Annotated in this window: 24 protein-coding genes and 1 pseudogene; 23 read left to right on the top strand and 2 right to left on the bottom strand. The window is 71.0% G+C overall.

Going from position 1 to position 22,144, the window contains the following annotated elements:
• Window positions 1-19: 19 nt before the first annotated feature.
• From ffh to BN39_RS16350, 3 genes are all read left to right on the top strand, one after another.
• Window positions 20-1,594 carry a signal recognition particle protein gene (ffh, locus tag BN39_RS16360; protein ID WP_019203517.1) on the top strand — a complete coding sequence of 525 codons (1,575 nt, stop codon included), beginning with the start codon at window positions 20-22 and terminating at the stop codon, window positions 1,592-1,594.
• A 14-nt stretch (window positions 1,595-1,608) separates the two neighbouring features.
• Window positions 1,609-2,688 carry an amidohydrolase family protein gene (locus BN39_RS16355; protein WP_019203516.1) on the top strand — a complete coding sequence of 360 codons (1,080 nt, stop codon included), beginning with the start codon at window positions 1,609-1,611 and terminating at the stop codon, window positions 2,686-2,688.
• Between the two features lie 107 nt (window positions 2,689-2,795).
• Window positions 2,796-3,665, top strand: a complete 870-nt coding sequence (locus BN39_RS16350) for an endonuclease domain-containing protein (RefSeq protein WP_019203515.1) — start codon at window positions 2,796-2,798, stop codon at window positions 3,663-3,665.
• Between the two features lie 73 nt (window positions 3,666-3,738).
• Here BN39_RS16350 and BN39_RS16345 read toward each other — a convergent pair whose 3' ends face one another.
• Both BN39_RS16345 and BN39_RS16340 read right to left on the bottom strand, forming a co-directional pair.
• Window positions 3,739-4,626, bottom strand: coding sequence for a MerR family transcriptional regulator (locus BN39_RS16345; RefSeq protein WP_019203514.1), 888 nt, complete (start codon window positions 4,624-4,626; stop codon window positions 3,739-3,741).
• 34 nt (window positions 4,627-4,660) lie between these two features.
• The gene (locus BN39_RS16340) at window positions 4,661-5,920 is read right to left on the bottom strand and encodes an acyltransferase (protein ID WP_019203513.1); all 1,260 of its coding nucleotides are present in this window, start codon (window positions 5,918-5,920) and stop codon (window positions 4,661-4,663) included.
• A gap of 452 nt (window positions 5,921-6,372) precedes the next feature.
• On the opposite strand from BN39_RS16340, the gene rpsP reads away from it, so the two are divergent.
• The 20 genes and pseudogenes from rpsP to BN39_RS23545 form a co-directional block, all read left to right on the top strand.
• Window positions 6,373-6,840: a 30S ribosomal protein S16 gene (rpsP, locus tag BN39_RS16335; RefSeq protein WP_019203512.1), complete on the top strand. Its 468-nt coding sequence runs from the start codon at window positions 6,373-6,375 to the stop codon at window positions 6,838-6,840.
• A complete protein-coding gene (locus tag BN39_RS16330) occupies window positions 6,840-7,088 on the top strand; it encodes an RNA-binding protein (protein ID WP_019203511.1) in 249 nt (82 codons plus the stop codon). Before rpsP ends, BN39_RS16330 begins: the two co-directional genes overlap by 1 nt.
• Before the next feature lie 4 nt (window positions 7,089-7,092).
• Complete coding sequence (rimM, locus tag BN39_RS16325; RefSeq protein ID WP_019203510.1) at window positions 7,093-7,614, top strand: ribosome maturation factor RimM; 522 nt, start codon at window positions 7,093-7,095, stop codon at window positions 7,612-7,614.
• Between the two features lie 11 nt (window positions 7,615-7,625).
• The gene (trmD, locus tag BN39_RS16320; RefSeq protein ID WP_019203509.1) at window positions 7,626-8,321 is read left to right on the top strand and encodes a tRNA (guanosine(37)-N1)-methyltransferase TrmD; all 696 of its coding nucleotides are present in this window, start codon (window positions 7,626-7,628) and stop codon (window positions 8,319-8,321) included.
• 144 nt (window positions 8,322-8,465) lie between these two features.
• Window positions 8,466-8,822 (top strand): hypothetical protein, encoded by a 357-nt coding sequence (locus BN39_RS16315; protein ID WP_019203508.1) that lies wholly within the window; start codon window positions 8,466-8,468, stop codon window positions 8,820-8,822.
• A 79-nt stretch (window positions 8,823-8,901) separates the two neighbouring features.
• Window positions 8,902-9,573, top strand: a complete 672-nt coding sequence (locus BN39_RS16310; protein ID WP_019203507.1) for a response regulator transcription factor — start codon at window positions 8,902-8,904, stop codon at window positions 9,571-9,573.
• The gene (locus BN39_RS16305; RefSeq protein ID WP_019203506.1) at window positions 9,570-10,757 is read left to right on the top strand and encodes a cell wall metabolism sensor histidine kinase WalK; all 1,188 of its coding nucleotides are present in this window, start codon (window positions 9,570-9,572) and stop codon (window positions 10,755-10,757) included. Before BN39_RS16310 ends, BN39_RS16305 begins: the two co-directional genes overlap by 4 nt.
• 42 nt (window positions 10,758-10,799) lie before the next feature.
• Entirely contained in the window at window positions 10,800-11,099 is a 300-nt protein-coding gene (locus tag BN39_RS16300; protein ID WP_019203505.1) for a YbaB/EbfC family nucleoid-associated protein, read from the top strand.
• Window positions 11,096-11,371, top strand: a complete 276-nt coding sequence (locus BN39_RS16295) for a hypothetical protein (protein ID WP_148281516.1) — start codon at window positions 11,096-11,098, stop codon at window positions 11,369-11,371. The genes BN39_RS16300 and BN39_RS16295 overlap by 4 nt, the downstream gene beginning before the upstream one ends.
• A complete protein-coding gene (locus BN39_RS16290) occupies window positions 11,368-12,252 on the top strand; it encodes a hypothetical protein (RefSeq protein ID WP_019203503.1) in 885 nt (294 codons plus the stop codon). Before BN39_RS16295 ends, BN39_RS16290 begins: the two co-directional genes overlap by 4 nt.
• A complete protein-coding gene (locus BN39_RS16285; protein WP_019203502.1) occupies window positions 12,236-12,655 on the top strand; it encodes a hypothetical protein in 420 nt (139 codons plus the stop codon). Before BN39_RS16290 ends, BN39_RS16285 begins: the two co-directional genes overlap by 17 nt.
• Window positions 12,656-12,664: 9 nt before the next feature.
• Window positions 12,665-15,088, top strand: a complete 2,424-nt coding sequence (locus BN39_RS16280) for a Tex family protein (RefSeq protein ID WP_040768137.1) — start codon at window positions 12,665-12,667, stop codon at window positions 15,086-15,088.
• 64 nt (window positions 15,089-15,152) lie between these two features.
• A complete protein-coding gene (locus BN39_RS16275; protein ID WP_019203500.1) occupies window positions 15,153-16,130 on the top strand; it encodes a hypothetical protein in 978 nt (325 codons plus the stop codon).
• 61 nt (window positions 16,131-16,191) lie between these two features.
• Complete coding sequence (gene rplS, locus BN39_RS16270; protein ID WP_019203499.1) at window positions 16,192-16,533, top strand: 50S ribosomal protein L19; 342 nt, start codon at window positions 16,192-16,194, stop codon at window positions 16,531-16,533.
• Window positions 16,534-16,676: 143 nt separating this feature from the next.
• A complete protein-coding gene (locus BN39_RS16265; RefSeq protein ID WP_019203498.1) occupies window positions 16,677-17,972 on the top strand; it encodes a sensor histidine kinase in 1,296 nt (431 codons plus the stop codon).
• A complete protein-coding gene (locus tag BN39_RS16260; RefSeq protein WP_019203497.1) occupies window positions 17,969-18,670 on the top strand; it encodes a response regulator transcription factor in 702 nt (233 codons plus the stop codon). Before BN39_RS16265 ends, BN39_RS16260 begins: the two co-directional genes overlap by 4 nt.
• A gap of 72 nt (window positions 18,671-18,742) precedes the next feature.
• Entirely contained in the window at window positions 18,743-19,648 is a 906-nt protein-coding gene (locus tag BN39_RS16255; RefSeq protein WP_019203496.1) for an ATP-binding cassette domain-containing protein, read from the top strand.
• 11 nt (window positions 19,649-19,659) lie between these two features.
• A complete protein-coding gene (locus tag BN39_RS16250) occupies window positions 19,660-20,385 on the top strand; it encodes an ABC transporter permease (protein WP_202803305.1) in 726 nt (241 codons plus the stop codon).
• A gap of 1 nt (window position 20,386) precedes the next feature.
• Complete coding sequence (locus tag BN39_RS16245) at window positions 20,387-21,139, top strand: ABC transporter permease (RefSeq protein ID WP_019203494.1); 753 nt, start codon at window positions 20,387-20,389, stop codon at window positions 21,137-21,139.
• A 144-nt stretch (window positions 21,140-21,283) separates the two neighbouring features.
• Window positions 21,284-22,144, top strand: a pseudogene (locus BN39_RS23545) (hypothetical protein); the annotation flags it as partial.

The following is a 22,144-nucleotide window of genomic DNA, read 5'->3' as shown; positions in this document are numbered from 1 at the left end:
CCTCCGATAGGCTGGAGCAATGTTCGAATCCCTTTCCGACCGGCTCGGCGGCGCGCTCACGGGACTCCGCGGCAAGGGCCGGCTCACCGACGCGGATATCGATGCCACCGCGCGGGAGATCCGGCTCGCGCTCCTCGAGGCCGACGTCGCGCTGCCCGTGGTCCGCACCTTCGTCGCGCGGATCAAGGAGCGCGCGAAGGGCGCCGAGGTCTCGGCGGCCCTGAACCCGGCCCAGCAGATCGTCAAGATCGTCAACGAGGAGCTCGTCGCCATCCTCGGCGGCGAGACCAGGCGCCTGAACCTCGCGAAGACGCCGCCCACGGTGATCATGCTGGCCGGCCTGCAGGGCGCCGGTAAGACCACGCTGGCCGGCAAGCTGGCGAACCACCTCAAGAAGCAGGGCCACACGCCGCTGCTCGTGGCCTGCGACCTGCAGCGTCCGGGCGCCGTCAGCCAGCTGCAGATCGTCGGCGAGCGGGCGGGCGTGCCCGTGTACGCGCCGCATCCCGGCACCTCGGTCGGCGGCGAGGGCGCACTCGGCGTCAGCGCCGCGGACCCCGTCGAGGTGGCGCAGGGCGGCATCGACGAGGCCCGCTCGCGCCAGCACGACGTGGTGATCGTGGACACGGCCGGCCGCCTCGGCATCGACGAGGAACTCATGGGCCAGGCCCGGGCGATCCGCGATGCGGTGAACCCCGACGAGGTGCTGTTCGTCCTGGACGCCATGATCGGCCAGGACGCGGTGACCACCGCCCAGGCCTTCGCCGACGGCGTCGACTTCACCGGCGTGGTGCTCACCAAGCTCGACGGCGACGCCCGCGGCGGTGCGGCGCTCTCCGTCCGCGAGATCACCGGTAAGCCCATCCTGTACGCGTCCACCGGCGAGAAGCTGGACGACTTCGACGTCTTCCACCCCGACCGGATGAGCTCGCGGATCCTCGGCATGGGCGACGTGCTCACCCTGATCGAGCAGGCCGAGCAGGTCATGGACCAGCAGAAGGCCGAGGAGGCCGCGGCCAAGATCACCTCGGGCGAGCTCACGCTCGAGGACTTCCTCGACCAGATGCTGATGATCCGCAAGATGGGCCCCATCGGGAACCTGCTGGGCATGCTGCCCGGCGCGGGCCAGATGAAGGACGCCCTCGCCGCGGTCGACGACAGCCAGCTCGACCGGATCCAGGCCATCATCCGCGGCATGACCCCCGCCGAGCGGTCCGATCCGAAGATCATCAACGCGTCGCGGCGGCTGCGCATCGCCAAGGGCTCCGGTGTCACCGTGACCGACGTGAACCAGCTCGTGGACCGGTTCTTCGAGGCCCGCAAGATGATGGCCCAGATGTCCGGCGTCGGAGGCGGTCCCAAGCGGATCCCCAAGCGCAAGCAGAAGGGCAAGAAGGGCAAGAAGAGTTCCGGCCGCGGGCCCACCCCGCCCAAGGGCGCACGGGGCGGGTTCCCCGGCGGCATGCCGGGGATGCCGGGCGCGCCGGCCGGGATGGACCTGTCGAAGATGCCGAAGGGCCTCGACCAGCTTCCCCCGGGGCTCGAGGGCATCGACATGGCGGCGCTGGAAGAGCAGCTGCGCAAGAAGCGCTGAGCTACAGTGCGCCCATGAGCATGCACTTCTCGGGAGTGGTGTTCCCCGGCGGGGAGCACGCCGAGTTCTGGGTGTCCGACGGTGCCGTCACGTTCGAGCCGGCCGCCGCCGACGTGGAGCTGACCGGCTACGCCGTCCCCGGGTACGTGGACGCGCACTGTCACGTGGGCATCGTCGAGGAGGGCGAACCCGATCTGGTGCGCGGCCGCGCGCTGGCGCTGGAGGACGTGGCCGTGGGCGTCACCGTCATCCGCGAGCCCGGGTCCGACCTCGACACGTCGCCGCTCGACGGGCAGGAAGGCCTGCCCCGGTTCGTGCGGATGGGGCGCCACATCGCCCTGGTCAAGCGGTACACCCGCGGCCTGGGGGAGCAGCTGGAGGACCCGTCGCAGCTGGTGGACGCCGTGCGGCACCGCGCCGCCGAGGGGCATCCGTGGATCAAGCTCGTCGGGGACTGGATCGACAGGGACGCGGGCGATCTCGCGCCGCTGTGGCCCGATGACGTTCTCGCCGAAGCGATCACCCTGGCCCACGACGCGGGCGCCCAGGTGACCGCGCACGTGTTCGGCGAGGACGCGCTGCCCGGGCTCCTGGATGCCGGGATCGACGCGATCGAGCACGGCTCCGGCCTCACCGACGACACCATCGACGTGATGGTGGAACGCGGGATCGGGCTGGTGCCCACCATGATCCAGGTCGAGAACTTCCCGTCGATCGCCGCGCCCGCCGTGGACAAGTACCCGGTGTACGCGCGGCACATGCAGGCCCTGCACGACCGGCGCGAGGAGACCTACCGCAAGGCGTGGGAGGCCGGCGTGGCCATGTACGCGGGTACCGACGCCGGCGGTTTCAACCCGCACGGCGCCCTGCCGCGGGAGATCGCCGCGCTCGCCGCGGTCATGCCGCCGGAGGAGGCGATCGCCGCCGCCTCGTGGCGGGCTCGGCAGTGGCTCGGCTTCGCCGGGATCGAGCAGGACGCGCCGGCCGACCTCGTCGTGTACGCCACCGACCCCCGTCGGGCACTGGCCGACGGTGCGCTGCCGGCCCCGTCGGCGGTCGTGGTCCGCGGCGAGCTCGCCGACCTGCCGCGCTGACCCGACCTGGAGGCGGAAACTGCGGCCGGGCGGCTCGTTCCGCCGCACAATCCGTCTATGAGTTCAGGGTGAGGGATCCTCGCGGCCCCCTGGTGCGTCCAATGTGTATGCAGGAGCGGACGCGGTCGCTGCGCACCGAATTCACCGCCCACGACGTGCGCACGCGATTCACCCAGGTGATCCACGGTGTGCGTCGCGACGGGGCCGGTGAGGTCACCGTCCGCGACAGGTACGACGCCCTCGCGGAGGTGTACCCGGATGCGGTCTTCATCGGCTGGTCGGCGGCGGGCCTGCACGGAGTGCCATACTCGGTGGGCCACCCGCCGGAGATCTGGCTCCCCACGCAGCGCCGCCGGACGGGTGTAGTGATCCGGACCGGACGGCTCCCCGACGAGGACGTCGTACCCGTGCTCGGCCGCCGCGCCACCACGGGGGTCAGGACCGCGGTCGATCTCGCCCGCACGGTCCGGGGCGATCACGCCGTCGCGGCCCTCGACCAGTGCCTGCACCTCGACGCGTTCGGCAGGTCGGTGACGACCCTTGAGGAAGTGCGGACCTACCTGAACGGGCATCCCGGGTTGCATCGCGGCGCCCGCGCGCGTCGAGTCCTGCGCGAAGCGGCCGTCGGAGCAGACTCGCCGTGGGAGACGTTCACCCGCCTAGTCGTGCATCGGGCAGGACTCCGGATGTTCCAGCCGCAGACGCCGATCGAGGGCACCCCGTTCCACGTCGATCTCGGCTCCCGAGAGCACCGAGTGGCCGTCGAATACGACGGCAAACCGCACCGGGATTCGCGGCAGCACGACAGGGACGCCGAACGGCTCAACGCGATCGTGGAGGCGGGCTGGTCGGTCGTCCTGGTGACAGCCGGCCAGTTACTCCACAAGCGCGAGCGTCTCCTCGCCGGGATCGCCCAGCGGCTGACTGATCGCGGCTGGAGCGGGCGGCCACCGTCGATCCCGCGCCTGGAGTTGTAGACGGAAACTGCGGCCGGGCGGCTCGTTCCGCCGCAGAATCCGTCTACAACCCCCCGACCAGACGCGGAGATGGCTATCCGTGTGCGCGGAGCGCGGCGATGAGCCACTCGGCCACCGGGACCGTCGCCGGACGCTGCGGCCAGCCGTTCAGCGTGCCCAGCAGCGACCAGTAGCGCTCGACGCGGGCGTCGGTGAACGTCGCCATCCGGTCGGCCAGGGCCGCGCGGTCCGTGCCCGCGGGTACGAGCGACTCCAGCAGCGTGGCCGCCTCCGGGGACGCGGGATCCGTGCCGTCCTCCGCGGGGCCGCGGGCGGCCTCCATGTCCAGCATCACGGGCGGCTCGGTCGCCGCTGCGCCCGTCACCGCCATCTCCCGGCAACGGTCACGGAAGTCCTTCTCGGACACCAGCTCCGCCAACTCGATCCACGCGTCCACCTGTGCGGGCGACGGATCGTCGGGCAGCACGGCGGGCATGGACCGCATGCCGTTCGCAATGTGGGCCCCGGGCGCGTCGGGTTCGATGCCCGCGAACGCCTCGTCGACGAACGCGTCGATGATCCGCTGGCGCTCGGCCGCGGACAGGTTCGCCATCTCGGTCATGATTCTCAACTCCTCGGTCGAACTGTTCCTTCGTGCGACCGAGCGGAGAACGGCCCGCCGGACCCGCAGGGTGCGGATCTCGGCGTCGAGCGCCTTCGCGTGTGCGTCGGCGACATCGGCCAGGCTCGACTGCTGCGCGAGGACGGATCGCACCGTCTTCACGTCGAGCCCGAGGTTGCGCAGCGTGCGGACCAGCTCGAGCCGGGCCACCGATTCCGCGTCGTACAGCCGGTATCCGGCGGCGCTGCGGTCGGCGGGCGGAACGAGCCCCTCGTCGGACCAGAACCGGATCGTCTTCACGGACAGGCCGGTGCGGGCGGCGAGGTCGCCGATGCTGAACAGGGTCTCTCGTTCGGTCACGGGAACCACCCTGGAGTCTCCAGCGACGGGAGAGTCAAGACGCGGTCTTCGCGGGCCGCTTCTTCACCGGGCGCGGACGGCCGATCCACCACTGCGCCTTGGGCGCGCGGCTGAGCAGTTCCACGATCGCCAACGTGATCGCGAGGGTCACGACGAACGCCACCGTCGTGTCGATCGGGTCCGGCAGCACCGAGGTGAGCCAGGGCGCACCGTCGGACGTCTTGGGGAGGACCAGTAGCGAGAGCACCATGACGTGCACCAGGAACACGCCGAACGAGCGCTTCGCGCCGAACGAGGCGAAGCGGGTGAGGCGGGGGAGCCGGTGCCGGTTACGGGCCAGGAGGAGCCCCGTGGTGTACACGGCGGCGACCAGTGCCACGTAGAGCACGAAGTTCGCGGGCTGGAAGACGGCCGAGGCGACGATCGGCGCGGTCTCCTCGTCGAGCCGCACCCGGTAGATCACCTGGCCCGCGACCACGGTGGTCGCCGCGATCGCGAACACCAGGGGAGCGTGCCGCAGCAGCACCTCCTCGACCCGCTCCCGGTGGAACGCGGTGATGACACCCAGGAGGATGAAGAACTGATACGGGATGAACGTGGCGTAGAGGTGCCAGAAGTTGTCGCCCCACCATCCCGTCGTGGGGTTCCAGTACGTCGCCGCCGTGTAGATCCCCAGCTGCAGAACCGCGCTCACCGCGAGCACCGGCACGTGGTAGCCGCGGGTGCGCTCGGCGAACGCCAGGATCAGCGGGAACAGCAGGTAGATCTGGATGGTGACGAAGATGAAGTACAGCTGGTAGCCGTTCATCCCGCCCCACTTCAGGTTGTCCCAGAAGTCGCCGAGGCTGGTGGGGATGGCGCCGCCGTTACCGGCGACGATCATGTCGAACACCCAGTAGGCGAAGGCCCACAGCACGAACGGGATCACCACGAGCCGGAGCCGCTTGCGCCAGAACTGCGTGGCGGGCAGCCGCGCGCCGCGCTCGACCACGCCGTACGCCAGGACGAGACCGGTCAGCGCGAAGAACGAGTTCCGGGTGAAGTGCAGGTTCATCGCGATCGCGTTCGTGATCGTCCCGTTGACCTCGTCGTTGGTGTTGGTCAACGAGTGGATGAAGACGACCAGCAGGAAGGTGATCGTGCGAACGAAGTCGAGCTGGTACAGGTATCCGGCGCCCTTGGTCCTGCGCGGTGACGCGGTGGCGCCGGGGGCGGCCCCGCCGGCCGTGGACGACGACCCGCTGCCGCCCCGGGCCGGGGCGGTCTCGGTGGTGCGATCCAGGTGCGTGGCCATAGGGGTGAGTCTGCGGTCCCATCCTGCGAGGTAGCTGTACGCGGCCTGGCAGGGGCTACACCGGGCTGAGGTGCTCCGCCGAGGCCGACAACGGGTCCGAAGTTTACTGACCCGTAACCTTCCAGCCGCATCCAACGCGCCAGGAGTGGCGAGTGTCACGTACGCACCGTGTTCCCCTTCAGTCTACCGGTGACGGTGCCCGGGGCCGGAAACCCGAACGCGCCGCGCGGTTCCCCGGCGCGCCGGCCGACGGACCGATCGCGGTGCCGACGCGGACGGCGCACCGCCGATTTCGCCCAGCTCGCGGGGCATGGCAGAATGGATCGCTGCTGACCGGCAGCGGCTGAGATACCGCCCGGCGGTCACGCTTACCAGACGGCAAAACCGGGTGCGTCCATCCTGGCGCATCGCTGAATTGCACGGTGACTACAACGAAAGAGGAGACGCCAACCATGGCTGTCAAGATCAAGCTCACGCGGCTCGGCAAGATCCGCAACCCGCAGTACCGCGTCGTGATCGCCGATTCGCGCACCCGCCGCAACGGCCGCGCGATCGAGTCGATCGGCAAGTACCACCCCAAGGAAGAGCCGTCGCTCATCCAGATCGATTCCGAGCGCGTCCAGCACTGGCTGAGCGTCGGCGCGCAGCCGACCGAGCCCGTGCTCGCCCTGCTGAAGATCACCGGCGACTGGCAGAAGTTCAAGGGCCTCCCCGGCGCCGAGGGCACCCTCAAGCAGCCGGCCGAGAAGCCGTCCAAGCTGGACCTGTTCAACGCCGCCCTCGCGGAGGCCGACAAGGAGCCCGCCGCTTCGGCCACCACGCCGAAGAAGAAGGCCGAGAAGAAGGCCGACGACGCCGCCGAGGCTCCCGCTGAGGCCGCCGCCGAGGCTCCCGCCGAGGCCAAGGCCGAGGGCGAGTAGTGAGTGCCGTCGTCGCCGACGCCGTCGAGCACCTCGTGCGCGGCATCGTGTCGAACCCCGACGATGTGCGGGTCGACCTCATCACCGGCCGTCGCGGCCGCGTGATCGAGGTGCACGTGAACCCGGATGATCTGGGCAAGGTGATCGGCCGCAGCGGCCGCACCGCCACCGCCCTGCGCACCCTCGTCACCGGCATCGGAGGCAAGGGCATCCGGATCGACGTCGTCGACACCGATCGCATCCGCTGATCGTATGGAGCTCGTGATCGGGCGGGTCGCCAAGTCGCACGGCATCCGCGGCGAGATCGTCGTGGACGTGCGCACCGATTCGCCCGAGCTCCGCTTCGCGGACGGCGCCGTCCTCACCGGCCGGCGCCCCCGCGAGAAGAGCACCAGCACGTACACCGTGGCAGCCTCCCGGAATCATTCCGGGAGGCTGCTGGTGCGTCTGCAGGGCGTCGCGGACCGGACCGCCGCCGACGAGCTGCGCGGCGTCCTCTTCGTCATCGACTCCGCGGACGTCGAACCCAGCGACGACCCCGACGAGTTCTACGACCACGAACTCGAGGGGCTGGCCGTCCGCATGTCCGACGGTGCCGAGATCGGCGTCGTCGCCGAGGTCCTGCATCCGCCGGGCGGCGAGCTGTTGTCGGTGAAGACGCCCGAGGGGCGCGAGATCCTGATCCCGTTCGTCAAGGCGATCGTCCCCGTGGTGGACGTGCCCGGCGGGTACATCGAGGTGGACCCGCCCGACGGCCTGCTGGATCCGGAGTAGCGGGGACGCGCATGCGGATCGACGTGGTGACGATCTTCCCCGAGTACCTCGCGCCGCTCCGGCAAGCGCTGCTGGGGAAGGCCGTCGACAAGGGGCTGCTCAAGATCGGTGTGCACGATCTGCGGGACTGGACCCACGACGTGCACAAGGCCGTCGACGATTCCCCCTACGGCGGCGGGCCAGGCATGGTCATGAAGCCGACGGTCTGGGGGCCCGCACTCGACGACGTGTGCCCCGACGACGCCCTGCTCGTGGTACCCACGCCGGCCGGCGTCCCGTTCACCCAGGCCATGGCTCACGACTGGGCGTCCGAGGAGCACATCGTGTTCGCCTGCGGGCGCTACGAGGGCATCGACCAGCGCGTCTTCGACGACGCCGCCCGCCGCGTGCGCGTGGTCGAGGTGTCGATCGGCGACTACGTGCTCATCGGCGGCGAGGTCGCCGTGCTGGTCATGGTCGAGGCCTTCGCCCGCCTGATCCCCGGCGTCCTGGGGAATCGCATGAGCCACCAGGACGATTCGTTCTCCGAGGGTGCCGAAGGGCTCCTGGAGGGGCCGTCCTACACCCGGCCCGAGACGTGGCGGGAGCTCGGGGTGCCGCCCGTCCTGCTGTCCGGCGACCACGCCAAGGTGGCCAGGTGGCGCCGTGAGCAGTCCGTCGAGCGGACCAGGGAACGGCGACCCGACCTGCTTCCGGACGACGACTGAAACTCTCTCCTGCTCAAAGCTATTCGTACTCGCTGAAGGCGTCTTCAGGTGGCTTCAGGTACGCCACAGCACCTTCCGGGCAACGTCGTGGCATCGAAGCGAGCGCTTCGACCGGCCCCGGCCGGTGACCCGAAGGAGAGACTCATGTCCACCCACCGCATTCCCCGTACCGTCCTCGCCGCCGCCGGCGGCCTCGCCGTCCTGGGCGGCGTCGTCCTCGGAGCCGGGAGCGCCGCCGCCGCGCCGGCGCCCGGCCCCGCGCAGCCCACCGCCGTGTGCGGCACCACCGGTCTCGACGGATCGCCCTCCCGCACCGTCCCGTGCAGCGAGATCCCCGCGGCGGCGACGTCCGACGGTGCGCGGTTCACCCTCGACGCGGACGGCACGATTCGCGACGCCGCCGGGAAGGTCGTGGGGAGGGCGGCCGTGCCCGCAGGTGCCCCCGGCGCCGTGAAGGTCGTGGAAGTGCGGGCGCCGCACAGCGAACCGGTAGGCCGCTGACAGTGTCCCGCCAGGCTGCCGGCGGTACCGTCGGCAGCCCGGCCGGCTCGCGTGCCGCCGTGAGCCCGAGGAGTGAGCCGTGCCCCGAATCCTGATCGCCGACGACGACCACCGCCTGGTCCGCGGCCTCGCCGAGGGCCTGCGCTATGAGGGATACGTCGTCGAGACCGCTCCGGACGGCGAGGCCGCGCTGGTCGCCGCCGAGGCCGGGACGTTCGACGTGATCGTCCTCGACATCCAGATGCCGGGGCGCAACGGGTATCAGGTGCTGCGGGCGCTGCGGGCCCGCGAGGACTGGTCCCCGGTGCTCATGCTCACCGCGAAGGACGGCGAGTACGACGAGGCCGAGGGCCTCGACGCGGGAGCCGACGACTACCTCACCAAGCCGTTCTCCTACGTGGTGTTGCTCGCCCGCCTGCGGACGCTGATCCGCAGGGGGCGCGACCGGCGGCCCGTCGTGCTCGGTGCCGGCGGGCTCGCGATCGACGTGGCGCGCCGGACCGTGGTGCGTGGCGCCGCGGCGATCCCCCTGACGGCGAAGGAGTTCGACGTGCTCGCGACCCTCGCCCGGGACGCCGGCCGGCCCGTCTCGAAGACCGATCTCGCGGCCGCCGTGTGGGACGAGGCCGCCGATGTGGCGGGCAACCGCATCGAGGTGTACATCAGCGCGCTGCGCCGGAAGGTGGACGCGCCGTTCGGCACCGACACCATCGAGACGCTCCGCGGGTACGGCTACCGGGTACGCGCGTGAGGTGGCCCGGTACGGTCCGAACGCGGCTCGCCGTACTCACCGGCGCGGTCGTGTTCGTCGGATACGCGGTGGTGGCCTTCGCGCTCGTGTGGCTCCTCACCGACGTGGTGCTCGCGGACATGAGGCCCGCGGCGCAGGCGCCGTCGGCGAGCGGGGACGCTGTGTGGGGACCGACCGGCGTCGACAGAATGGAAGGTGGCCCGGCGCAGGGTGTTCCGCGTCAGGCGACCGTCGCGGTGCGGGTGGAGCAGGTGCTCTCCGAATGGGGGCGGATCGGCGTGATCGCGACCGCGCCGCTCGCCGGGCTCATCACCGGCCTGATCGCCTGGCTCGTGGCGGGACGCGCGCTGCGCCCCGTCGGGGACATCGAACGACGCTTCCGCGAGTTGTCGTCCGGTGACCTGAGCCTGCGTGTGCCCGAGGTCGGCGGCCGGGACGAGGTCGCGCGCCTCGCCCGCACCATGAACGTCACCCTCGGGCGGCTGGAGGAGTCCGCGGACCGTCAGCGCCGGTTCGTCGCCGACGCCGCGCACGAGCTGCGCGGACCGATCGGCGTGGTCCGCGCGGATCTGGAGGTGGCGGCCGCGTACCCCGACCGCGTCGACCAGGCGGAGGCGGTCCGCGAGGCGCTGCTCGACGTGGACCGCCTGCAGAGCGTGGCCACCGACCTGCTCACGCTCGCCCGGCTGGAGGCGGGGGAGCAGGCGCTCGCAGTGGAAGTCCCGCTCGCCGCGGTGATCGGGGACCTCGACGCGCCGGGCGGCGTGGGATTCGCGGTGCGCGAGAGCGGCGGCGCCCGGGTCCGGGGCTCGCGGGCGCAGCTGGCGCGACTGGTACAGAACCTGGTGGACAACGCCGGCCGGCACGCGGCGTCCGCCGTCGAGCTGACGATCGGCGCGGCCGGCGACGAGGTGACGATCGCCGTGGACGACGACGGCCCGGGGATCCCCACTGATCAGCGCGAGCGCGTCTTCGGCCGGTTCCATCGCCTGGACGACGCCCGCTCGCGCGATGCCGGAGGCACCGGGCTGGGCCTCGCGATCGTCGCCGAGACCGCGCGGGCACACGGCGGTTCCGCGCGAGCCGTGGACTCGCCACTCGGCGGAGCCCGGATCCTGGTGACGCTACCGGCCGCGGACGGGATCGGAGGATCCCCGGGCACGGGCGGGACGTCCGGGGCATGATGATCGCAGTGGGCGTGGGGCGCCCGCGGACCTGGGGGATTCATGGAACACACGGGCGCCGCCGCGCTGCTGGCGGAGGTCGAACGGCGCGAGGCCGAACTCGCGCGACTGGACGAGGAGTTCCGGTGCGCGCGCGTCACGGCCCGCTCGCAGGACAGGCTGGTCGCGGTCACCGTCGACGTGCGCGGGCACGTGGTCGGCGTGGAACTCGCGCCCGGCGCGCCGCGCGCCCATCCACCCGAGCGTCTCGGGCCGCTGATCGCGGAACTGGCCGGGCGGGCGGTGGATTCGTTGCAGGACCACTACCGCGCCCGGGCCGAGCTGACAAGGGGCCCGTCGTGATGGAGATGGAACGCGCGGCGTGGGAGCGGGCCGCGCGCACCGTCGACGCGCTCGCGGACGGCCTGGGCGACCCGCCTCGGCTGGACCTGCCCGCGGACCGCTACGGCCGGGCGCTCGGGGGCGTCCCCGCCGCGTCGGACGCCGCGGCGCGCGACCTCCACGCCGCCGCGGTCGCCGACCTGCGCGCACTGGCCACCCGGATCCGCCGGCACGCCCGGGCGGCCGTCGATGCGGACGAGGCCGGAGCCCGCGCCATCGAGGCGGTGCGATGACCGCGGACGACCTCTGGCCCGTCGCCCCCGCCCCCTATGAGGGACGGTCCGGCGCCTACCTCGCGGCCGAGGCCGAGGCCCGGCGGATCGCCGCCGATCTGGCGGTGGCCGCACCGTCGGGCGTGCTGACTCGTGCGGCCGAACTCGACTCGGCCCGTGCCCGATTCGTGGACGACTACGCGCATCTCGTCGACGCGACCCGCGAACGCCTCACCGACGTGGCGGCGCGCACCGGGCTCGCCCGGCTGCAGGCCCGCGGGCAGGCGCCGCCCGACGATCCCGGGGCCGAGCAGGCCGCAGACCTCGCGGACCAGCGCGGCCGCGCGGAGGCCGAGGACGCCGCGCAGGAGGCGCAACGACGGTCCGCCGAACTCGCCGCCGGCCACGGCGCCGCGCTGTCCGGATTCGCGCCGATGGCGGCGATGGGGATGATGGGCCGCGCGATGGGCGGGGACGGGCAGCACCGGGCCGCGCATTACGACGTCCCGGGCGCCGCGCCCCAGGACCTCAACCTCCGGCTACGCGAATTGTGCGCCGCGGTAGGCGGTCCCGCGCGGTCCTGGGTGCGTATGGCCGTCGCCGCCGTCACCGATGAGGACGGACGCCCGTGGCGCCTCATCGGCACCACCGAGCTCGACGGTTACCTCCGGCCCGGCGTGGAACTGCGCGAGGGCGAGCTCGCCGCCGGCAACGAGGCGTGGCCGGAGCTCTCCGTCGCGACGTTCTGCGCCGCACACGGATTCGCGCCGGGCCCCGTGGTCGGCACCGTCGAACCGCCCGGCGACGTGAGCGAACACCTACGCGCTCTGGGCTTCCACCCCACGTGGTCACCGGATGCGTGGGCCGCGGGCTGGGAGGACGCCGATGCACCGCAGTACTAGCCTGCCGGACCTGGCCGAGACCGTCGCCGCCGTGCCTCCCGCGCGGCGGCACGCGGCGGGGGTCTCGCTCGTCGCCGACTCCCTGGACCGCGCAGCGGATCCGCGGCTCGACGCCGCGGGAGAGGTCCTGCTCGACGAACGCCGCGCGCCGGGCTCCCGGAGGGGCGAGGCGGAGCGCCTCGCCGCGGCGGTCGAGAGTCTCGACCGGGCCGCCCAGGCGTGCCGGGCCGACGGCGATCACACCGGCTACATCCTGGGCTTCCAGTCCGCGCGGGCGATGTCGGCGCTGTACTTCCTCGTCCGTGACGGCGGCGACGGGCTGCCCGATGTGGCCTACGAGGCGGTGATGGTGTGCGGCGCCACGGAGCCGGTGCTCGCGGAACTCGTCGGGGACCGTCGGTAGGGTGGCCGCGTGAATTCGAGCGCGCCCGTGAAGTCCGTATCCGCCCGCATCGCCGACGAGTTGTCGGTGGGGGAGAACCAGGTGGCCGCGGCCGTCAAACTCCTCGACGAGGGCTCGACGGTGCCGTTCATCGCCCGGTACCGCAAGGAGGTCACCGGCAGCCTCGACGACGCCCAGCTGCGCACCCTCGAGGAGCGGCTCGGATACCTGCGCGAACTCGATGAGCGCCGCGACGCGGTGATCGCCTCGATCGAGGAGCAGGGCAAGCTCACCGACGAGCTGCGCGCCGCCCTCCTCGCCGCCGAGACCAAGGCCAGGGTCGAGGACATCTACCTGCCGTACAAGCCGAAGCGGCGCACCAAGGCGCAGATCGCCCGCGAGAACGGGCTCCAGCCGCTCGCCGAGCGCCTCCTCGAGGACCCGTCCCTGGTTCCGGAGGAACTGGCCGCCGAGTTCCTCGGCGAGAACGTCGCCGATGCCGCGGCCGCGCTCGAGGGTGCGCGGCACATCCTCGTCGAGCGCGCCTCCGAGGACGCCGAGCTGGTGGGTTCCGTCCGCGAGAAGTTCTGGACCGACTCCACGCTGCGCACCGCCGTCCGCGAGGGCGCGGACCCGCAGAAGTCACAGAAGTTCCGCGACTACTTCGAGTTCTCCGAGCCGCTGGAGCAGATGCCCAGCCACCGCGTGCTGGCCGTGCTCCGCGGGGAGAAGGAGGAGGTGCTCTCGCTCGCGTTCGACGGCGGCGAGGACGCCGAGTACGAGGCGATGGTCGCCCGCACCCTGGGTGTGCGCAACGAGGGCCGCGCAGCCGACAAGTGGCTCGGCACGGTGGTGCGCTGGGCGTGGCGGACCAAGCTGATGGTGTCGGCCACCGTCGACGCCCGCACCCGGCTGCGGCAGCGCGCCGAGGACGACGCCGTGGGAGTGTTCGCGACCAACCTCAAGGACCTGCTGCTCGCCGCACCCGCCGGCACCCGGCCCACCCTCGGCCTGGACCCGGGCTTCCGCAACGGCGTGAAGACGGCCGTGGTGGACGGCACCGGCAAGGTGCTCGACACCCTGATCATCTACCCGCACCAGCCGCAGAACCAGTGGGACAAGTCCAAGGCGCTGCTGGCCGCGCTCATCGCCCGGCACGACGTGGAGCTCGTGGCCATCGGCAACGGCACCGCCTCGCGCGAGACCGACGCGCTGACCGCGGAGCTCCTGGCGGAGATCAAGAAGGCCGGCGCCAAGGTCCCGGCGAAGGCCGTGGTCAGCGAAGCCGGCGCGTCGATCTACTCCGCGTCCGAGTACGCATCGCAGGAACTGCCCGATATGGACGTCTCGCTGCGCGGCGCGGTGTCGATCGCCCGGCGCCTGCAGGATCCGCTCGCCGAGCTCGTGAAGATCGATCCCAAGTCGATCGGGGTGGGCCAGTACCAGCACGACGTGGCGCAGGGCAGTCTCGCCAAGAGCCTGGACGCCGTCGTCGAGGACGCGGTGAACGCGGTGGGCGTCGACCTCAACACCGCCTCGGCGCCGCTGCTCGCGCGGGTGTCGGGTGTCACCGAGACCCTCGCCACGTCGATCGTGGCGCACCGCGACGCGACCGGCGCGTTCCGCAGCCGCAAGGCCCTCCTCGACGTTCCGCGCCTCGGCCCCAAGGCCTTCGAGCAGTGCGCGGGCTTCCTCCGCATCCGCGGCGGCGACGATCCGCTGGACGCGTCCGGGGTGCACCCCGAGGCGTACCCCGTGGTGCGGACGATCCTCGACCGCTCCGGCCTGGCGCTCGCCGAACTCATCGGCAACGGTCCCGCGCTCGCGAAGCTGCGTCCCACGGACATCGCCGCGGAGCTCGCCGACGAGCGTTTCGGCGTCCCGACGGTGACCGACATCCTCGCCGAACTGGAGAAGCCCGGCCGCGATCCGCGCCCCGCGTTCGCCACCGCCACCTTCGCCGAGGGCGTCGAGAAGGTCTCCGACCTCACGCCCGGCATGGTGCTCGAGGGCGTCGTGACCAACGTCGCCGCGTTCGGCGCGTTCGTCGACGTGGGCGTGCACCAGGACGGGCTCGTGCACGTCTCGGCCATGTCCGACCGGTTCGTCTCCGACCCGCACGAGGTGGTCAAGTCCGGGCAGGTGGTCAAGGTCAAGGTGGTCGACGTGGACGTCGACCGGCAGCGCATCGGGCTCTCGTTGCGGCTCAACGACGACGCGGCCAAGCAGCGCAGCGGCGGGCAGCAGCGAACTCAGGGCGGTGGCCAGAACCGGGGCCAGGGCGGCGACGGCCGCAGGGGCGGCCAGGACCGGGGCGGCCAGGACCGCGGGCGTCGCGGCGGTGGCCAGAACCGCGGCGGTGGCCAGAACCGCGGCGGTGGGCGCGGACGCGAGCAGGCGGCACCGTCGGGCTCGATGGCCGACGCGCTCCGCAAGGCCGGTTTCGGGAAGTAGACGCGAACGCGGACCGTCGACCGACCTGACCGGGGACGACGGTGCGCGGCGCTAGGTTGGAGGCATGTCCACCTGGTTCGCTCGTGACGTCGTGGAAGCGGGGCGGCTGCCGCTGTTCTCCTTCTTCGTCGGTCTCATCGTGGGCTTCCTGTGCATCCGGGTCAGCGTCCGGCTGATCCGCGCGCAGGTGCGGTGGTGGTTCGGGAACGTCCGGCCCGGCGGCCTGCACCTGCACCACATGGTGTTCGGAGTGGTGTTGTGCCTGGGCGCGGCGATCGGCCTGATCGCGACCTTCGAAACGGCGACCCCGACGACGGCCGCGGTGCTCTCCGGGATCTTCGGGCTGGGGGCGGCCCTCATCCTGGACGAGTTCGCCCTGATCCTGTACCTGCGCGACGTGTACTGGCAGGAGGAGGGCCGCACCTCTGTGGATGCGGTATTCGTGGCCGTCGCGGTGACGGGCCTGCTGCTGCTGGGGCTGCGGCCGCTGGACTTCGTGGACATCGGTGGCTTCCGCGATTCGCCCGAGCGCGCCGCTCAGATCGGGTTCGCGGTGATCAGCATGGCCACGGCCGCGATCGTGCTGCTCAAGGGCAAGATCTGGACCGGTCTGGTCGGCCTGTTCTTCTTCCCGCTGCTGCTGATCGGCGCGGTGCGGCTCGCGCGTCCCGGCGCGCCGTGGGCCCGCTGGCGCTACGACCAGGACTCCCGCCGGATGCTGCGGGCGCTCCGCCGGGAGCGGCGACTGCGTAGGCCGCTGATCCGGGCGAAGATCGCCGTCCAGGACCTCATGGCCGGCCGCCCCGACCTGCTGCCGAGCCTCCGTGAGGACGCCGAGAAGGAACTGGACCGCACCGTCGTGCCCGCCCCGGCGCCGCCCCGCCGGCCCCGCTCCATGGCCCGTCGCCTCACGATTTCTCGAAAGCGGCGTCGATCTGGCACAATCAACAGGTTGCCTGGGCTGCGTGCTGCCCGGGCGTATCCGGCTGCGGAGCGGCCGGCAAGCCAGGAGTACGAACCGGTCGAACCCCCGCGGCGGTAGTCGCGTCGGGCCGCCAGGGTCCTCTGCTCGCGAAGAAGAAGCAAGAAACGGTGATCAAGCGATGAACACGCTCGACTTCATTGACCAGCAGTCCCTGCGCAGCGATGTGCCCGACTTCCGCCCCGGCGACACCCTTGACGTGCACGTCAAGGTCATCGAGGGCAGCAAGGAGCGCGTCCAGGTGTTCAAGGGCGTCGTGATCCGCCGCCAGGGCGGCGGCGTGCGCGAGACCTTCACGGTGCGCAAGGTGTCCTTCGGCGTCGGTGTGGAGCGCACCTTCCCGGTGCACTCCCCGAACATCGCCAAGATCGACGTCCTCACCCGTGGTGACGTCCGTCGCGCGAAGCTGTACTACCTCCGCGACCTGCGCGGCAAGGCCGCCAAGATCAAGGAGAAGCGCTGATCTAGCGCTTCGGAGAGGCTCTGACCTGCGAATTGATCGCAGGTCAGGGCCTTTTCTTATGGCCGGAACCGGTTGGCCGCGGGTGCCGAAACGGCGAACCGCCTTCTCGGACCGGTCGTCGCGCGGCGCTACCCTTGGCGAACATGGGGCTGGGCAGCGGAGAGGCGGCGCAGTGGGCGGACGCGTCGATGCTCGACCCGCGCCCGCACGGTCGGTCCGGCGAGCCGGAGACGACGTCCCCGTCGAAGGTCGTCGACTGGTTCCGGCGGCATTCTGCGGCCGTGGACGTCGTGGTCGCGACGTCGATCTTCTTGTACGACCTGATGTACACGACCAGCCTGTACCTCGGTGACGTCGGCGTCGCACGTCTCGGCGCCGCGGCCTACGCCGCTCTCGTGGCATCGTCCGCGGCGATCTGCGTGCTCTACGTGTTCCGGCGCCGGTCTCCGCTGGTCTCGTCGATCGCCGTCTATCTGGCCTCGTGGTTGTACATGCTGCTCGCGTCGGGGTTCGGCGTCGCGCCCATGATCGTGCTCGCGCTCATGCTCTACTTCCTCAGCACACGGCGTGGCGGGCCCGTGGTCGTTGCGGCCGTGGTCGCCGTCGCCGTGTGGATGGTGGCCGCGAGCATCCCCCTGATCGACGTGGGATACATCAGGATCGGCGAGGTCGGCGTGCTCGTCCTCGCCGATGTGCTGGCGGCGATCATCGGCGCCTTGACCCGGGTGCGTCGTCGGTACATCGCCGGATTGCAGGAGGTGGCATGGCGGCTGGCGCGGGAGCGGGACGCGCACGCGAAGGTCGCAGCTGCCGAGGAGCGGGCGAGGATCGCGCGCGAGATCCACGACATCGTTGCGCACGGTCTCGGCACGATGGTCGTCGCCGCAGACGGTGCCACCGTCACCGTCGACGCCGAACCGGAGCGGGCGAAGGCGATGATCGCGCAGGTGCGTGACACCGGCCGGGCGGCGATGTCGGACATGCGAAGGATGCTCGACGTGTTGCGCGACGACGCCGAGCCGGCCATGGCGCCACAGCCGGGACTCGCGCACCTCGACCAGCTGATCGTGCCGTTGCGGGCGAGTGGGACGAGGGTCGATGTGTCGGTCGCCGGTCAACCGCGGGAACTGCCTCCGGGGGTGGATCTGGCCGCGCACAGGATCGTTCAGGAAGCGCTCACGAACGCGCGGAAGCACGGTGGACCGATGATGAGCGTGATCGAGGTGTCGGTGGCCTACGCCGACGACGTGGTCGAGGTGCGCGTCGTCGACGATGGCGATGGGCCTCGCAGCGATCTCGCCTGGACCGACACCGGCGGCCATGGCCTGGTGGGGATGCGCGAAAGGGTGAACGCGTACGACGGCGAGGTACGGTTTCGCCGCCGTGCCCGGGGAGGCTTCGAGGTCCACGCGGTGCTGCCCACCGGAGGTGAGCGATGACGATCCGACTCGTGCTGGTCGACGATCAGGAGATGTATCGGATGGGGTTCCGGGCGGTACTGGAGTCCCGGCCGGAGTTCGAGGTGGTCGGGGACGCCGACGACGGCGATACCGCTCTCGACCTGCTCACTGAAGTCGATGCCGACGTCGTGGTGATGGATGTGCGCATGCCGCGCATGAACGGGGTGGTAGCGACTCGCCGGATCAGGGAAGCCGGAGGGCCGCCGGTGTTGGTGCTGACGACATTCGATCTGGACGAGTACGCGTACGAGGCGATCGAGGCGGGCGCGTCGGGCTTCCTGCTGAAGGACGCCCCGCTCGCCGAGCTGGCGGCCGCGATCACGCACGTGCACAACGGTGACGCAGTCGTCGCTCCGAGCACGACCCGTCGGCTGTTGGAACACTTCTCCCCACCGGTCGCCGTTCCGCCGGCTCGATCCGGCATCCGTCTGGATGTGCTGACTCGACGCGAGCACGAGGTGCTCACGCTGATCGGCTACGGCCTGTCGAACGCCGAGATCGCGGAGCGCCTAGTGGTCGCCGAGAACACCGTTCGTGTGCACGGCCAGCGCATCCTCACGAAACTGGAGCTGCGGGATCGGGTTCAGGCCGTGGTCCTGGCGCATCGGCTCGGCCTCGTCACGGCCCGGAACCATGAACCGTGCCGCCGGACCGGCTGCCCTCAGTCGGCGGGATAGTGCGGATCGACTACGCGAAGATAGTCGTCTGAGCAGACGATATGCCGCTCCGTACACGGAAGCATCGAGGGCATGTCGTTCGTCGTCGCCACGGAGAAGCTGACCAAGAAGTACGGGGACCACCCGGTCGTGCAGGACCTCGACCTGCGAATCCCCGAGGGGGCCGTCTACGGGTTCCTCGGCCCGAACGGATCGGGCAAGTCGACCACGATGAAAATGCTGCTCAATCTCATCCGTCCGTCCAGTGGACACGTCGAAGTGCTTGGCAAGCCGATGAATCGGGGCACTCGGCGGGAGCTGCTGGGGAAGATCGGCTCGCTCATCGAATCGCCTCCCGGCTATGCCCACCTGACCGGGCGGGAGAACATGAAGATCGTCGCGCGCCTGCTGGGGCTCACCGACCAGCACGTCGACCACGCCGTGCGAACCGTGCGCATGGAGCGCCACATGGACAAGAAGGTCCGCGAATTCTCCCTGGGGATGAAACAGCGCCTCGGTATCGCCATGGCGCTGGCCCGCCGGCCCGAGTTGCTCATCCTCGATGAGCCGACCAACGGCCTCGATCCCGCCGGGATCGAGGAGATCCGCGGCCTTCTGCGCCGGTTGGCCGACGGTGGAGTGACCGTCATGGTGTCCTCGCATCTGCTGGGGGAGATCGACAAGACCGCCACGATGCTGGGGATCCTCTCCGAGGGGCGGATGATCTTCCAGGGCAGCCGCGATCAGCTCTTCTCCGCCGCGAGGCCCGACGTCCTCATCGAGTGCGCCGAGCCGCGCCACGCGCACAGCCTGTTGGCGCGGGAGTACGGCACCCGCCTCGATAACGCCGTCGTGCGCGTCCCCGGTGTCGACGACCGCACCACGGCCGGCATCGTGGCCGGTCTGGTTCGCGAGCGCATCGGGGTCTACGGCGTCCGCCGCGACGAACAGTCGCTGGAGGACGTGTTCATGACTCTGACCGCAGGTGGCTCCCTATGATCCCGTCGGTCGTGGTCAACGAGTTCGCCAAGATGCGCCGCCTGCGCAGCGGGCCGATCGCTCTCGCCCTGTTCGTGCTGACGCTCGCGATCGTCTTCTACTCGGCGTCGGGACCCGGTTTCGTCCCCGGGGCGGAGCACGCGTGGAATCTGCTGCTGACCGGTATCGGGCAAGGCGCGCTGACCGCGTCCCCTTTGCTGATCGCCGTGCTCGCCAGCCGCCAGGTCGACATCGAACACCTCAGCAAGGGGTGGCTGTCGTCTGCGACGTCCGGTGCGGCGGCGGGGCGCGTGAGCCGGGCGAAGTTCGTCGCACTCGGGGTGATCGTGACGACGGCAGTGGCGCTCGCCGCCGTGATCGCACTGGTCGCCGGGGTGTTCGTGCTCGGCAACGAGATCCCGCTCGGGCGGTGGTGCGGCATCACGCTATCCGTATTGGTCATCAACCTCGTCGTCCTGGCGGTGCACGTCGTCCTGGCGGCGCGGATCGAGAACCAGCTCGCCGGAATCGGCGTCGGCCTGCTCGGCCTCGTCTTCGCCCTCGTCGCCTCCGGGATGCCCGACTGGGTGAACCACTTGGTGCCGTGGGGGTACTACACGCTGGCGATGCCCGCCGAATATCGGGGCACGACACTGGTTTCGGTGCCTCCGGCTCACGTGAGTGTCGCCGTTCTCGGTGTGGTCGTCATTGCCGCGTTCGCGCTCGTCACCGGTCGGCTCGACCGTCAGGAGGCCTGACATGCGGACGATCGGCGCCGAGCTCATCAAACTCAAGCGATCCATGGCCTGGGTGATCGTCCTGATCCTGCCGATCGTGCTCGCCGTGACCGGCGTGGTCAACACCCTCGTCGACGGTGCGCCGCTCGAGGACGGTTGGCACACCCTGTGGCTGCGGTCCGTCGTGTTCTACGGGCTCTTCCCCCTCGCCATCGGCATCGGGGTCCTCGCCTCGCTGGTCTGGCGCTCCGAGCACCACGGCTCCAACTGGAACGCCCTCATGAGCGGACCCACCCGGTCCTCGTCCATCGTCGTCGCCAAGACCGCTGCGGTCGCACTGCCGGCGGTGACCATGCAATTGGTCATGCTCGGAGCCGTTGTCGTCCTCGGCAAGACTGTTTTCGGCCTCCCGGGCATGCTTCCGGCCGAGTACCTCCTCGTCAGTGGGCTCGTAGCCCTGTCGAGCGTTCCCGTCGCCGCTCTGCAATCGGGGCTCTCGATGCTGCTGCGGTCCTTCGCCGCACCTATTGCGGTCGCTCTGGTGGGATCGGGCCTATCCGCCGCATTGCTGACGATGAACGTGGAGGCCGTCATCTTCGTCAGCCCTTACGGATTGGTCAGCCGCGCGACCCAGCTCGGCACCGAATCCTTCGCCGACGACGGCATCATCGGCGTGGCGATCGTCGTCTCGATCCTGATCGCCGCCGCGCTCCTGACGACGCTCGTCATCGCGACCGTCGACCGCGTGCTCGAACACCGCGACACACGGATCTGATCATCGGGTGCGCCCGCGGTGTCCGTCGTCAATGCCACCGAATGGTGCGGATGTGTTATACGGTGCCAATGAGGCTCGTGATGCTCTTGGGACGTAGGGGTGTCGAGGAGCGGGGCGCCGGCCATGCACACAGGGAGGCGACTGATGGCACATCCCGATTCGAGATTCGCCGCACGATCGATCATGGTCGCGGTCGCCGCCGGCGCACTGCTGGTGGGCGAGGCGGCCGCGGCGGGAACGGCGCGGGCCGAGCCAGGCGGGGAGAACGTGGTCGCCCGCCTGGTCGACCGAGTCGCGCGGGCCGACCAGAGGATCGCCGACCTCCGCGGAGCGGTCGCCGCCCGGCGACAGGCGGTGAACCGCGCCGTCGTCGACGTTCAGAGTTCGCTCAACGCCAAGCAGGCCGCGTCGAGCGCCATCGCGATCGCCGACAAGCGCGTCGCCGAGGCCGACGGCCGGATCAGGTCCTCCCAGGAGCGCTTCGACCGCGTGGTCCGTGATCGGTACAAGCAGGGCAACACCGCCGGCACGCTCGTGAACGCGCTCGGCGGCAACGATCCCGGTGTCGCGATCGAGCGCCGCTCCACTCTCGATGCGCTCGCGCAGGACCAGCGGCGGGCCATAGAGAAGCTCCGCGTGGCCAAAGACAGGGCGGTGGCCTCGCGCGGCGCGGCCCGCGCGAGCAAGATTCAGGCCGATGCCGCCGCCCGTGCGGCCGTGGACCGCAGGCGCACTGCGGAGGATTCGATCACCGCGGCGGTGGTCGCGCTGCGGAAGCAGGAGGGGGAGCAACAGGCGCTCGTGCAGAGCCGCGAACTCGCGGGGAGGGCGCTGGCCGATGCCAAGGCCGCCGCCGACGACCGCGCCGAACAGCGCCGGATCTACGACGCGTACGTCGTCGCGGAGGAGCAGCAGGTGCCCGTCGCGCAGGCCCAGGCACCCGCCGCACCGGCTCAGGCCCCCGCGCCGCGGCCGCGCAGCCCCAGGCGCCGGCCGCGGGGCAGG

Origin of the sequence: Tsukamurella sp. 1534 (genome assembly GCF_000312385.1) — a bacterium.
GTDB lineage: Bacteria > Actinomycetota > Actinomycetes > Mycobacteriales > Mycobacteriaceae > Tsukamurella.
The sequence above is the reverse complement of the archived record's forward strand: the minus strand, read 5'-3'. Positions and strand labels throughout refer to the sequence as shown.